Raw genomic sequence first — 13,011 nt, forward strand, 5'->3', positions numbered from 1 at the left:
GGCACTCGCCTTGAACACGCGGCCGCGCAAGACACTCGGCTGGCGCACACCAGCTGAAGCTTTCAATGAACTGCTACGCTCGGCACAACGAAACAGCGTTGCGACGACCAGTTGAACTCGGGCTGGATGCCGCGGTCCGAGTGGTGCACCAGCGACTGTTTCGTTTGCCTTTGACGCAGCGCCATTTTGAAGGCCTGGCTGACCTGCTCGGTGCCCAGGCCGTCGTGCACATGCCATCCCATGATCTTGCGCGAGTAGGCATCGGTGATGAGACTGACGTACACTATCTTGTCCCTGGTGCGCAGGTACGTGATATCTGCCACCCACACCTGCTCGCATCCTGTGGCCACCACCTTGGCCGGTCCATCCTTGAGCAAATTGGGGTGGCGGCGGTAGAAATGGCGGCTGTTCGTCGTCTTGTGGAACGCTCGCAGCGGTCGCACCAGCATGCTTGTCTGGCGCAGCAAGTCGAACATCGCGTCGCGTCCGATCTTGATGCCTTGGCGCTGCAGGGGTTCGTGCAGCATGTGGTGCAGCTTGCGCGTGCCAATGCGGGGCTGGTTGCGGCGCTCGTCGCGCACCAGCGCCACGACGGTGGAGTGCTTGTCCTGGCGGTGGCGCTCGCACGCGACTCGCTTGTAATACGCCTGCCGGCTGATGCCCATGAAGCGGCAAGCCGTCGCGATGCTCAGCCCTTGGACGAGCTTTTCCGCGACGACTTGCCCACAGGCTTTTTTCCGATCTGCACTCCATAGTCGCGCTTGAGCACGCCCACGACTGCCTCGAAGAAAGCCGCCTTCTGCTGGGCTTCCTTGAGCTGCAGCTCGAGCTCCTTGATCCGCTGCTCCGGCGGCACGGGTTTGCTGGGGTCTGACATCTTCTGGACTGATTTGCCCATGGATGATGCCTTGCGCCACCGCGAGCTGCCATGCCTTCGCATCCAGGTCAGAACGGTCGATGACCCCTGTATGCCGTAGCGCCTTTGTGCTTGGCCGGTCGTCAGTTCGCCCTTCTCAACCTGTTCAACCACCGCAAGCTTGAACGCAAGCGTGTAGTCGTTCTGTGTTCTCTTGGTCCATTCCGTCAATTGACTTTCCTTTCTGGTGGCCAGAAAGGTGTCAACCCATTTTAGGACGGGTCACAGCCCCGGTCTGATCCTGCAGCGTGCGGGTTCGAAAGCAGCGGCTTCGTTCGAGATCGCCGCACGTGCACCAGGGTCAGGGGAGGACGCTGCGTTCCCCCAGCCGCAGCGCAGGACCAGGGATGGGACAGTCCGACTCTGCGACATAAAGGAGGAGGCGCGGGCGCGGCCATGGTGCGGGGCAGGGCTCTCATCCGCGCCGGGGGACAGTCGCAGAGGCGGACTGTCCCATCCCTGGTCCGGCCCAAGGGCAACGCTACTTCGGATGCGTCGCGTTGCGCTGCGTTGCGTGCGTTGCGCTGCGCGTGCCCAGGCGCGACGTCTCAGTCACTCATACGCCGACATCGGCACGCAGCTGCAGAACAGGTTCCTGTCTCCGTACACGTTGTCCACGCGGCCCACCGGCGGCCAGTATTTCAGCTGGCGGCCCGAGCCGGTCTTCGGGTCGGCCATGGCGGCGCCCAGTTCGCGGGCATACGGATGCGGCCATTCCGCCTTGAGCAGCGACTCCGCCGTGTGCGGCGCGTTCTTCAGCGGGTTGTCCTCCTGCGGCCATTCGCCACGCTCGATGCGGCGGACCTCCTCGCGGATCGCGATCATCGCGTCGCAGAAGCGATCGAGCTCCTCCAGCGTCTCGCTTTCGGTGGGCTCCACCATCAGCGTGTTGGGCACCGGGAAGCTCAGGGTAGGCGCATGGAAGCCGTAGTCCATCAGCCGCTTGGCGACGTCCTCGGCCATCACGCCGCTGGTCTCCTTCAGCGGCCGCAGGTCCAGGATGCACTCGTGCGCGACGTGGCCGTTGGCGCTCGCGTACAGCGTCGGGTAGTGGTCGCGCAGGCGGGCGCTCACGTAGTTGGCGCTCAGGATCGCGACCTCGGTGGCCTGCGTCAGGCCCTCGGCGCCCATCATGCGGCAGTACATCCAGCTGATCGGAAGCACGGCCGCATTGCCCCAGGGCGCGGCCGACACGGCGCCGACGGCGTGCTGGATGCCGCTGCCGGTCTGGTGCCCCGGCAGGAAGGGCACCAGGTCCTCGACCACGCACACGGGGCCGACGCCGGGGCCGCCGCCGCCGTGCGGGATGCAGAAGGTCTTGTGCAGGTTGAGGTGGCTCACGTCGCCGCCGAACTCGCCCGGGGCGGCCACGCCGACCAGCGCGTTCATGTTGGCCCCGTCCACGTAGACCCGGCCGCCATGACTGTGCACCAGCTCGCACAGCTCCTTCACCTGCATCTCGAACACGCCGTGCGTGCTCGGGTAGGTGATCATGATGCAGGCGAGGTTCCCGCTGTGCTTCTCGCACTTGGCCCGCAGGTCCGCGAGGTCCACGTTGCCGCTGTCGTCGCAGGCGGTCACCACCACCTGCAGGCCCGCCATCTGGGCGCTGGCCGGGTTGGTGCCGTGCGCGGACGAGGGGATCAGGCAGATGTTGCGGTGCGCCTGGCCGCGGCTCTCGTGCCAGGCCTTGATCGCCAGCAGGCCGGCGTATTCGCCCTGCGAGCCGGCGTTGGGCTGCAGGCTGATGCCGGCATAGCCCGTGGCCTCGCACAGCCACGCGCGCAGCTGCTCGTCGAGCTCCGCGTAGCCTTGCAGCTGGTCGCGCGGCGCGAAGGGATGCACGTGGGCGAACTCGGGCCAGGTGATGGGGATCATCTCGCTGGTCGCGTTCAGCTTCATCGTGCAGCTGCCCAGCGGGATCATGCTGCGGTCCAGCGCCAGGTCCTTGTCGGACAGGCTGCGGAGGTAGCGCAGCATGCCGGTTTCGCTGTGGTGCGTGTTGAAGACCGGGTGCGCCAGGAACTCGCTGGTGCGGCGCAGCGCCTGCGGGATCCCGGGCTCGATGCCCTTCTCGAAGGCGGCGAAATCCGGCAGCGCCTGGCCCGGCGTGGCGAAGACCTGCCACAGGCGCTGGATGTCCTCGCGCGTGGTGGTCTCGTCCAGCGAGATGCAGATGTACTCCTGCCAGGCCTGGCGCAGGTTCAGGTGCATCGCATGGGCGCGCGAGATGTAGTTCTGCGTCGCCTCGCCCGTGTGCAGCGAGAGCGTGTCGAAGAAGGCCTCGCGCCGTGGCTTGTGGCCCAACTGCTCCAGGCCCTTCGCCAGGAGGGCCGTGTAGCTGGCGACGCGCAGCGCGATGCGCTTGAGTCCCTGCGGCCCGTGGTAGACCGCGTACATGCTCGCAACCACCGCCGGCAGCACCTGGGCCGTGCAGATGTTGGACGTGGCCTTCTCGCGGCGGATGTGCTGCTCGCGCGTCTGCAGCGCGAGCCGGTACGCCGGGTTGCCGTGCGAATCGACGCTCACGCCGACCAGCCGGCCCGGCATGGAGCGCTTGAACTCGTCGCGGCAGGCCAGGTAGCCCGCGTGCGGGCCGCCGGCGCCCATCGGCATGCCGAAGCGCTGGGTGGTGCCGCAGACGATGTCGGCGCCGAACTCGCCGGGCGGCACCAGCAGGGTGAGCGCCAGCAGGTCGGCGGCCACGATGAAGGCGGCCTGCTTGTCATGGGCCTGCTGCACGTCGGCACGCAGGTCGTCGATGCGGCCGCTGGTGGCCGGGTACTGCGCCAGCACGGCGAAGTAGTCGCCCGCCAGCAGCTGCTTCCATTCCTCCGCCGAATTGGCCAGCAGCACCTGGATGCCGAGCGGCTTCGCGCGGGTCTGCACCACCTCGATCGTCTGCGGATGGCAGTCGCCGGCCACGAGGAAGTTGGCGCTCTTGCTCTTGACCATGCGCTTGGCGAGCGTCATCGCCTCGGCCGCGGCCGTGGCCTCGTCCAGCATGGAGGCGTTGGCGATCGGCATGGCGGTGAGGTCGCACACCATGGTCTGGAAGTTGACCAGCGCCTCCATGCGGCCCTGGCTGATCTCCGCCTGGTAGGGCGTGTAGGCGGTGTACCAGGCCGGGTTCTCGAGGATGTTGCGCAGGATGACGCCCGGGGTGAAGGTGCCGTAGTAGCCCTGCCCGATGAAGCTGCGGAAAACCTGGTTCTTGCGCGCGATGTGGCGCAGTTCCAGCAGCGCGGCCGCCTCGGTGGCCGGCGGCGGCAGCCGCATCGCGCGGGAGCGGGCGATGGAGCGCGGCACGATGCTCTCGACCAGCGCGCGGCGCGAAGCCTCGCCGATCACGGACAGCATGTGGCGCTCGTCCGCTTCGTCGATGCCGATGTGGCGCGGAAGGAACTCGGTGGGGTTTTCCAGCTCGCCGAGCGGCCGGGCGGATTGCATCAGCATGGGGATAGGGGGTTTGGAAGCGGGGTCATCCCGGGCGGGACCCGGGATTCAGGACGGCAGGCGGCGGGCCGCGATCAGCTGTTCGCCTGGACGAACTTCTCGTAGGCCGGCGCGTCCATGAGGTCGTCGAATTCGGCCATGTCCTTGATCAGGATCTTGAAGAACCAGCCGGTGCCCATCGGGTCCTTGTTGGCCATGGAGGGGTCGGCGCGCAGGTCCTCGTTCACCTCGGAGACCTCGCCGGCGATCGGCATGTACACGTCGGCGGCGGCCTTCACCGATTCCACGACGCCCGCGATCTCGCCCTTCGCGTAGGCCTTCCCGACTTCCGGCAGGTCCACGAATACGACGTCGCCCAGCGCATCCTGCGCATGCAGCGTGATGCCGACGACGGCGTACTCGTGGTCCTCCAGCTGGATCCACTCGTGCTCGGGCGTGTACTTGACGGTCATGCTTCTTCTCCTGGCGGCATCAGCCGCGGTAGTAACGATTGGGAACGAACGGCATCGGGCTGACCTCCATGGGAACGGGCTTGCCGCGGACGATCGCCTGCAGCCGGGTGCCGGCGGCCGCGAGCTGTGGCGGCACGTACGCCATGGCGACCGGTTCGTCCACGGTGGGACCGAGCAGGCCGCTGGTCACTTCGCCCACGGTCTGGCCGCGCGCGTCCTTCAGTTCGACGTGCTCGCGCACGGGCACGCGCTCCAGCGCAGTCAGGCCCACGCGCTTGCGCGCGATCGGCTCCTGGCCGTCGAGCTGCGCCAGCACGCGCGCGGCGCCGGGGAAGCCGCCCGCGCGCGCGCCGCCGGTGCGCCGCACCTTCTGGATCGCCCACTGCAGGGAGGCCTCGACGGGCGTCGTCGTCGTGTCGATGTCGTTGCCGTAGAGGCACAGGCCCGCTTCCAGGCGCAGCGAGTTGCGGGCGCCGAGGCCCACCGGCTTCACCTCCGGCTGGGCGAGCAGTTCGCGCGCGAAGGTCTCGGCCTGGATGGCGGGCACGGAGATCTCGAAGCCGTCCTCGCCGGTGTACCCGCTGCGCGTGACGAACAGGTCCACGCCCTTCCACTGGACGCCGGCGCCGGTCATGAACACGAGCTTCTCGACGCCGGGCAGCAGGCGCTGCAGCGCATCGACCGCCTTCGGTCCCTGCACCGCGAGGAGGGCGCGCTCAGGCATCGGGATGACCTGGCAGCGCGAGCCGATGCGTTCCTGGATGTGGGCGATGTCGCCAGCCTTGCAGGCGCCGTTGACGATCACGAACAGTTCGCCGCCGCGGTTGACGAACATCAGGTCGTCGATGATGGTGCCCTCGTCGGTGAGCAGCAGGCCGTAGCGCTGCTTGCCGGGAGCGAGGTCGATCACGTCCACCGGCATCAGCGTCTCGAAGGCCGCGGCCGCGTCGGGCCCGACCAGCCGCAGCTGGCCCATGTGCGAGACGTCGAACAAGCCGGCGCTGTTGCGTGTGTGGTGGTGCTCGGCCATCAGGCCGGCCGGGTATTGCACCGGCATCGAGTAGCCGGCGAAGGGGACCATGCGCGCACCGAGCTCGAGGTGCAGGGCATGCAGGGGGGTCTTCTGTAGCTCTTCCAGGGGGGCGGACACGCGGACTCCAACAGGCTTGCGGACCATCGTACACACGATGGGTCGGGCCATGCTGTCCGCTTTACCTGAGAGATTCACCCTTTGCGGGGGCTTGCTCCTTCGGTGGACGACTGCACTGCGGCAGCCGCCTCTCTCCAGCAAGGTGACGCCCCGCGGACGGGGCGCTCGTCAGTCCTGGGTGCCTGAGCGTTGCTGCGCCTTCGGCGGCTTCGCGTGGAGCGAAGCTCTCTCCTGACGGGGGCGATTCTAGCCGAGGCGAAAACCAGATACCGAACGCAGAGGGCGCAGAGGTTACGCAGAGGACGCAAAAGAACATCCTTTTGAAGGTGTTTTTCTGCGTCCTTTGCGTATCTTTCGCGCCCTCTGCGTTCGGCTGTCCGGATTGGAATTCCTACTTCGCGTACACCAGGTCCCGCAGCCCCAGCGACAAGCCCGGCACGTAGGTGATGATCATCAAACAGCCCAGCACCACCAGCACGAAGGGGATCAGCTGCGTGACGATGCGGTCCAGCGAGATCTTCGCCACCGTGCAGGCCGCGAACAGGTTCACGCCGAACGGCGGCGTGATCATGCCCAGCGCCAGGTTCACCACCATGATCAGGCCGAAGTGCACCGGGTCGATGCCGAAGTGCTGCGCCACCGGCGCCAGGATCGGCGCCAGCACGATGATCGACGCGCTGGTCTCGATGAACATGCCGATCACGAACAGCGCCGCGTTCACGCCCAGCAGGAACATCGTCGGGTTCTTCAGCACCTCCTGCAGCCATTGGCCGATGGCCTCCGGCACACCGGCGCGCGTGATCAGGAACGCGAACAGGCCGGCGTTGGCGATGATGAACATGATCACCGCCGACGAGATCACCGACTTGCGCAGGATCGCGTACAGGTCGCCGACGTCGATCTCGCGGTAGACCAGCATGCCCACCACCAGCGCATAGAACACCGCCACGGCCGAAGCTTCGGTCGGCGTGAACACGCCGCCGTAGATGCCGCCCAGGATGATCACCGGCATCAGCAGGGCCCAGCCGGCCTGCTTCAGCGCCGGGAAGAAGGACAGCCGGCCGTCGCCGTCGTTCTTGCCGAGGCCTTTCCACTTGCACCACAGCCACACGAACAGCATCAGCGCGCCGCCGATCAGCAGGCCCGGACCGAAGCCGGCGATGAACAGCTCGCCGATGGACACCTCGGCGCTCACGCCGTACAGGATCATGGGGATCGACGGCGGGATGATCACGCCCAGTTCGGCCGCCGTGGCCTGCAGGGCCGCCGCGTAGTTGGTCGGGTAGCCGTGCTTGATCAGGGCCGGGATCAGGATCGCGCCGATCGCGAAGGTGGTCGCGACCGAGGAGCCCGACACCGCCGCGAAGATCATGCAGGTCAGCACGCAGGTCATGGGCAGGCCGCCCTGCACGCCGCCGACGATGCTCTTGGCGAATTCCACCAGCCGGCGCGAGATGCCGCCGGTCTCCATCAGGTTGCCCGCCAGGATGAAGAACGGGATGGCGGCCAGCGGAAACTTGTTGATCGAGTTGAACATCTCCTTGACGGAGATGAGCATGTTGGCGTTCGTGACCTGGATCCCCAGGATGGCGGACAGGCCGATCGAGACGGCGACCGAGACGCTGAGCGCGAAGCACAGCACCATGGTCCCGAGCATGGCAGTGGTCATTGCGCGGTCTCCAGTTCGTGGCGCTGCGGGTCGATCAGGTTGCCGATCACGCCGAGGATGCAGAAGAGGGCGCCCACCGGCAGCGCCAGGTAGCCCCAGAACATCGAGATCGATTCCAGGCCGGCCATCGACTGCACCTGCCCGCGCACCGCGTAGTCCCAGCCCCACCAGAGGATCACGGCGACGAGCACGAGCGAGAGGAAGGCCACCACCCAGTCGAGCGCGCGCCGCGCGCCGGCGGGAACCGTGCGGTACAGGACGTCCACGCTGACCATGGCGCCCTGGCGGAAGGCCGCGGGAATGCCCAGGAAGACCATCCAGATCAGCGACAGGCGGATCAGGATCTCGCTCCACTCGGCCGGCTGCTCCAGCACGAAGCGGGTGACGATCTGGAACATGCCGAGCGTGCTGGCCACGACCAGCATGAGGCAGGCGCCGGCCATGGCCAGGCCGCTGGTGAAGCGCTCGACGCGCAGGAAGGTTTCTTTCACGGTCGCCTCTTTGTCATTCGCGGAAAGGCCCGCGCGCGGCGGGCCTTCCCATTCTTTTCCCGGCGGGCGGCGCCCGCAACGCGGCGGCTTACTTGAAGTTGCGGATCCGATCCAGGTTCGCCTTGCCGAACTGCTTCTCGAATTCGGCGTTCACCGGCGCCAGCGCCTGCACGAACTTCGCCTTGTCGACGTTGTCGATCACGGTCATCCCCTTGGCGCGCAGGTCGGCCACGCCCTTGGCGTCGTCCTCGTCCACGCGCGCGCGGTTGGCCTTGGTGGCCTCCCTGGCGGCATCGAGGAAGGCCTGCTTGTCGGCGGCCGACAGCTTGTCGAAGGTGCCCTTGTTCATCAGGAAGAGGCAGGGCGAGTACACGTGGCCGGTCAGCGACAGGTGCTTCTGCACCTGGTCGAACTTGGCGGAGATGATCACCGACAGCGGGTTCTCCTGGCCGTCCACGGTCCCCTGCTGCAGGGCGGTGAACACCTCGGGGAAGGCCATGGGCGTGGTGATGATGCCGAAGCCCTTGTACGCGGCGATGTGCACCGGATTTTCCATGGTGCGCATCTTCAGGCCCTTGAGGTCCTCCGGCGCCTTCACGTCGCGCTTGCTGTTGGTCATGTGGCGGAAGCCGTTCTCGGCCCACGCCAGCGCCTTGAAGCCCTTGGAGTCGAACTTGCCCAGCAGTTCCTGGCCGATCGGGCCGTCCAGCACGGCGCGGGCATGGGCCTTGTCGCGGAACAGGAAGGGCACGTCGAGGATCTTGGTCTCGGGCACGAAGTTCGGCACCGGGCCCGTGGAGGAGAAGGCCAGTTCCTGCGTGCCGAGTTGCACGGCCTCGATGGACTCGCGCTCGCCGCCCAGGGAGCCGTTGTAGAAGGTCTGGACCTTGTAGCGGCCGGCGGTGCGCTTCTCCACTTCCTTCGCGAACGTGTCGATCGCGATGCCCTGGTGCGAGTTCTGGGCGGTGGAAATGCTGATCTTCATCGTCGTCTGGGCGGCGGCCAGCGAGCTGGCCAGCAGGCCGGCAGCCATGACGGCGACGAGCTTCGTGAACTTCATGGGGTCTCCTGAGCGATGTTCGGACAAACCTGGCGATCATGCCCCGCCGTCGCACGCCGCCGCCACGGGGGATGTACGGACGGCCGCCGTCAAGCTGATGTCAGCCAGGGGCGGCAGCCCGTGAAGTCGTCACATGTTGGTGTAGTTCGGCCCGCCGCCGCCTTCCGGCGTGATCCACACGATGTTCTGCGTCGGGTCCTTGATGTCGCAGGTCTTGCAGTGCACGCAGTTCTGCGCGTTGATCTGCAGCCGCTCGCCGCCGCCCTCCGTCTGCACGAACTCGTACACGCCCGCGGGGCAGTAGCGGCTCTCCGGGCCGGCGAACTTGCTGAGGTTCACGTTCACCGGCACCGACGCATCCTTCAGCGTCAGGTGCGAAGGCTGGTCCTCGGCATGGTTGGTATTGGACAGGAACACCGAGGAGAGGCGGTCGAAGGTCAGCTTGCCGTCCGGCTTCGGGTAGACGATCGGCTTGCACTCCGCCGCCGGCTTCAGGTAGACGTGGTCCGGCTTCTCGCGGTGGATGGTCCACGGCACCGTGCCGCGCAGCAGGAACTGCTCGATGCCCGTCATCACGGTGGCGACGGTGCGGCCCTTCTTGAACCACTGCTTGAAGTTGCGCGACTTGTTCAGCTCCTTGTAGAGCCAGGACTGCTCGAAGGCTTCGGGGTAGGCCGCGAGTTCGTCGTGCTGGCGGCCCGCCGTCACCGCGTCGAAGGCGGCGCGCGCGGCCAGCATGCCCGACTTGATCGCGGCGTGGCTGCCCTTGATGCGCGAGGCGTTGAGGAAGCCGGCGTCGTCGCCCACCAGCGCGCCGCCCGGGAACACCAGCTTGGGCAGCGACAGGATGCCGCCGACGGTGAGCGCGCGGGCGCCGTAGGCCAGGCGCTTGGCCTTGGCGCCCTCGAAGTACCAGCGGATGTTGGGGTGCGTCTTCCAGCGCTGGAATTCCTCGAACGGCGACAGGTACGGGTTCTGGTAGTCGAGGCCGACGACGAAGCCGACCGCCATCAGGTTGTCCTCCATGTGGTACATGAAGGTGCCGCCGTAGGTCATCTCGTCCAGCGGCCAGCCCGAGCTGTGCAGCGTGAGGCCCGGCTGGTGGCGCGAGGGATCGATCTCCCACAACTCCTTGATGCCGATGCTGTAGGTCTGCGGGTCGCGGTCGGCGTCGAGCTTGTAGCGGCCGATCACCTGCTTGCCCAGGTGGCCGCGCGCGCCTTCGGCGAAGATGGTGTACTTGGCGTGCAGTTCCATCCCGAGCTGGAAGCTGTCGGTGGGCTCGCCCTCCTTGCCGATGCCCATGTTGCCGGTGGCGACGCCCTTGACGGCGCCGTTCTCGTCGTACAGCACTTCGGCGGCGGCGAAGCCGGGGAAGATCTCCACGCCCAGGGCTTCGGCCTGCTGCGCCATCCAGCGCGTGACGTTGGCCAGGCTCACGATGTAGCAGCCGTGGCTGACGAAGTTCGGCGGCAGCAGCAGGTTGGGGATGCGGGTGGCGCCGCGCTCGCCCAGCATGAGGAACACGTCTTCCGTCACCGGCTGGTTCAGGGGCGCGCCCTTTTCCTTCCAGTCGGGGATGAGTTCGTCCAGCGCGATCGGGTCCATCACCGCGCCGGAGAGGATGTGGGCGCCGGGCTCGGAACCCTTCTCCAGCACGACGACCGAGACCTCCTTGCCTTCCTCCGCGGCGAGTTGCTTCAGGTGGATGGCGGTGGCCAGGCCGGCCGGCCCGCCGCCGACGACCACCACGTCGTATTCCATCGCTTCGCGCGGGCCGAACTGGGCCAGGATCTCTTCTTGGGTCATGGGAGTGTCGTTGATAATGGTCCGCATACCGCGCGTGTGATGTCCCGCGCTCCGACGGGGATTCTATTCCCCGCGGGGAAGGGGCCCGAACGACCGTTCGCTTCGCGCTTGAGGAGAGGAGTGCCCTTTGGCTTACAGCATCGACCTGTCCGGGCGTGTCGCCCTGGTGACCGGCGCGTCCAGCGGACTCGGCGCGCAATTCGCGCGCGTGCTGGCCCGCTCGGGCGCCGCCGTCGTGCTCGCCGCGCGCCGCATCGAGAAGCTCAAGGACCTGCGCGCGCAGATCGAGGGCGAGGGCGGCGACGCCCACGTCGTCGGGCTCGACGTGACCAGCCTCGAGAGCATCCGCGCCGCGGTGGCGCACGCGGAGACGGAGGTCGGCTCCATCGACATCCTGGTGAACAACTCCGGCGTGAGCACCACGCAGCGCATCCAGGAGGTGGGCGAGGAGGACTTCGACTACGTCTTCAACACCAACGTCAGGGGCGCCTTCTTCGTCGCGCAGGAGGTCGGCAAGCGCATGCTGGCGCGCGCCCAGGGCTCGGCGCCGGGCACCTACACCGGCGGACGCATCATCAACATCGCCTCCATGGCGGGGCTGCGGCCGCTGCCGCAGATCGGCGTGTACGCCATCAGCAAGGCGGCGGTGGTCCAGATGACCCGGGCCTTCGCGCTGGAATGGGGCCGCTTCGGCATCAACGTCAACGCGCTGTGCCCCGGCTACATCGACACCGAGATCAACCACCACCACTGGTCCGGCGAGCAGGGCCAGAAGCTGATCAACATGCTGCCGCGCAAGCGCGTGGGCAAGCCCGAGGACCTCGACGCGCTGCTGGTGATGCTGGCGTCCAACGAGAGCCACTTCGTGAACGGCGCGGTGATCGCCGCCGACGACGGTTTCGGGATCTGAGAAGGCACGAATGAAGCTGGAACTGCCGGAGAAGAAGAAGCTGGTGCACGCGCTGCGCATGCCGATCCGCTGGGGCGACATGGACGCGATGGGCCACGTCAACAACACCCTGTACTTCCGCTACCTCGAAGTCGCCCGCATCGACTGGTTCCAGTCGATCGGCTGCCCGGTGAACCCGCAGGGGGAAGGGCCGCTGATCGTCAACGCCTTCTGCAATTTCTACAAGCAGCTCGAGTACCCCGGCGACATCACGGTGAAGATGTACGCCAGCGACCCGGGGCGCAGCAGCTTCGAGAGCTGGGCCACGATCGAGCGCGACGACGACCCCGGCACGCTCTACGCGGCCGGCGGAGCCACCACCGTGTGGGTGGACTTCCCGCGCCAGAAGTCCATTCCGATGCCAGGGTGGTTCCGCGCGCTGGTCGAGTAGGCGCTTCCCCGCCCGGGCGTCATTCCTTCTTCTTTTCGCGCGGCACCCGCCCCAGCAGGTAGAACTCGGGGTTGGGCATCATGTTCGAGAAGCTCGCCATGCGGTTGGAGAGGCCGAAGAAGGCCGTGATCGCCGCGATGTCCCAGATGTCCTCGTCGTCGAAGCCGTGCGGGTGCAGGGCCTCGAAGTCGGCTTCCTCGATCTCGTGCGAGCGCAGGCACACCTTCATCGCGAAGTCGAGCATCGCGCGCTGGCGCGGCGTGATGTCGGCCTTGCGGTAGTTCACCGCCACCTGGTCGGCCACCAGCGGCTTCTTCTCGTAGATGCGCAGGATGGCGCCGTGGGCGACCACGCAGTAGAGGCAGTTGTTGGCCGCGCTGGTGGCCGTGACGATCATCTCGCGCTCGCCCTTGGTGAGCGAGCCGGTTTCCTTCAGCATCAGCGCGTCGTGGTAGGCGAAGAAGGCGCGCCATTCGGCGGGCCGGCGCGCCAGCGCCAGGAACACGTTCGGCACGAAGCCGCTCTTCTCCTGCACTTCCAGGATGCGCTGGCGCATGTCCTCCGGCAGGTCCTTCAGTTCGGGCATCGGGTAGCGGCTCATGGGGGCCTCCTCGTGGCGCAAGGGTGATTCTCGGATTTTGGCTCGTCAGCATAAGGGGATTTGCCTC

At 67.0% G+C, this 13,011-nt stretch carries 10 protein-coding genes, 1 pseudogene and 2 riboswitches; of the genes and pseudogenes, 2 read left to right on the plus strand and 9 right to left on the minus strand.

What is annotated here, in order from left to right:
* Positions 1-122 precede the first annotated feature (122 nt).
* From JJ685_RS29970 to JJ685_RS26940, 8 genes and pseudogenes are all read right to left on the minus strand, one after another.
* Positions 123-1,087, minus strand: a pseudogene (locus tag JJ685_RS29970) (IS3 family transposase); the annotation flags it as partial.
* A 381-nt stretch (positions 1,088-1,468) separates the two neighbouring features.
* Positions 1,469-4,372, minus strand: coding sequence for an aminomethyl-transferring glycine dehydrogenase (gene gcvP / locus JJ685_RS26910; protein ID WP_201677473.1), 2,904 nt, complete (start codon positions 4,370-4,372; stop codon positions 1,469-1,471).
* 74 nt (positions 4,373-4,446) lie between these two features.
* Positions 4,447-4,824: a glycine cleavage system protein GcvH gene (gene gcvH / locus JJ685_RS26915; protein ID WP_201677474.1), complete on the minus strand. Its 378-nt coding sequence runs from the start codon at positions 4,822-4,824 to the stop codon at positions 4,447-4,449.
* Positions 4,825-4,843: 19 nt separating this feature from the next.
* Positions 4,844-5,974: a glycine cleavage system aminomethyltransferase GcvT gene (gcvT, locus tag JJ685_RS26920; protein ID WP_408015503.1), complete on the minus strand. Its 1,131-nt coding sequence runs from the start codon at positions 5,972-5,974 to the stop codon at positions 4,844-4,846.
* Positions 5,975-6,016: 42 nt separating this feature from the next.
* A riboswitch (glycine riboswitch) is annotated at positions 6,017-6,122 on the minus strand.
* Positions 6,123-6,133: 11 nt separating this feature from the next.
* Positions 6,134-6,218, minus strand: a riboswitch (glycine riboswitch).
* A 147-nt stretch (positions 6,219-6,365) separates the two neighbouring features.
* Complete coding sequence (locus JJ685_RS26925; protein ID WP_201677475.1) at positions 6,366-7,643, minus strand: TRAP transporter large permease; 1,278 nt, start codon at positions 7,641-7,643, stop codon at positions 6,366-6,368.
* On the minus strand, positions 7,640-8,134 hold the full coding sequence (locus JJ685_RS26930) for a TRAP transporter small permease (RefSeq protein WP_201677476.1): 495 nt from the start codon (positions 8,132-8,134) through the stop codon (positions 7,640-7,642). The genes JJ685_RS26925 and JJ685_RS26930 overlap by 4 nt, the downstream gene beginning before the upstream one ends.
* Before the next feature lie 88 nt (positions 8,135-8,222).
* Positions 8,223-9,194 (minus strand): TRAP transporter substrate-binding protein, encoded by a 972-nt coding sequence (locus JJ685_RS26935; RefSeq protein ID WP_201677477.1) that lies wholly within the window; start codon positions 9,192-9,194, stop codon positions 8,223-8,225.
* A gap of 129 nt (positions 9,195-9,323) precedes the next feature.
* The gene (locus tag JJ685_RS26940) at positions 9,324-11,003 is read right to left on the minus strand and encodes an electron transfer flavoprotein-ubiquinone oxidoreductase (RefSeq protein ID WP_201677478.1); all 1,680 of its coding nucleotides are present in this window, start codon (positions 11,001-11,003) and stop codon (positions 9,324-9,326) included.
* 127 nt (positions 11,004-11,130) lie between these two features.
* On the opposite strand from JJ685_RS26940, the gene JJ685_RS26945 reads away from it, so the two are divergent.
* On the plus strand, positions 11,131-11,913 hold the full coding sequence (locus tag JJ685_RS26945) for an SDR family oxidoreductase (protein WP_201677479.1): 783 nt from the start codon (positions 11,131-11,133) through the stop codon (positions 11,911-11,913).
* Between the two features lie 10 nt (positions 11,914-11,923).
* Positions 11,924-12,343 carry an acyl-CoA thioesterase gene (locus JJ685_RS26950; protein ID WP_201677480.1) on the plus strand — a complete coding sequence of 140 codons (420 nt, stop codon included), beginning with the start codon at positions 11,924-11,926 and terminating at the stop codon, positions 12,341-12,343.
* A gap of 19 nt (positions 12,344-12,362) precedes the next feature.
* Here JJ685_RS26950 and JJ685_RS26955 read toward each other — a convergent pair whose 3' ends face one another.
* A complete protein-coding gene (locus tag JJ685_RS26955; protein WP_201677481.1) occupies positions 12,363-12,944 on the minus strand; it encodes a peroxidase-related enzyme in 582 nt (193 codons plus the stop codon).
* Between the last annotated feature and the right edge of the window lie 67 nt (positions 12,945-13,011).

Source organism: Ramlibacter monticola (assembly GCF_016722785.1).
GTDB lineage: Bacteria > Pseudomonadota > Gammaproteobacteria > Burkholderiales > Burkholderiaceae_C > Ramlibacter > Ramlibacter monticola.

Excerpts from the sequence above, each read along its gene's own strand:
- gcvP (WP_201677473.1), bottom strand. The coding sequence starts at position 4,372 with ATGCTGATGCAATCCGCCCGGCCGCTCGGCGAGCTGGAAAACCCCACC.
- gcvH (WP_201677474.1), bottom strand. The coding sequence starts at position 4,824 with ATGACCGTCAAGTACACGCCCGAGCACGAGTGGATCCAGCTGGAGGAC.
- JJ685_RS26925 (WP_201677475.1), bottom strand. The coding sequence starts at position 7,643 with ATGACCACTGCCATGCTCGGGACCATGGTGCTGTGCTTCGCGCTCAGC.
- JJ685_RS26935 (WP_201677477.1), bottom strand. The coding sequence starts at position 9,194 with ATGAAGTTCACGAAGCTCGTCGCCGTCATGGCTGCCGGCCTGCTGGCC.
- JJ685_RS26940 (WP_201677478.1), bottom strand. The coding sequence starts at position 11,003 with ATGACCCAAGAAGAGATCCTGGCCCAGTTCGGCCCGCGCGAAGCGATG.
- JJ685_RS26950 (WP_201677480.1), top strand. The coding sequence starts at position 11,924 with ATGAAGCTGGAACTGCCGGAGAAGAAGAAGCTGGTGCACGCGCTGCGC.
- JJ685_RS26955 (WP_201677481.1), bottom strand. The coding sequence starts at position 12,944 with ATGAGCCGCTACCCGATGCCCGAACTGAAGGACCTGCCGGAGGACATG.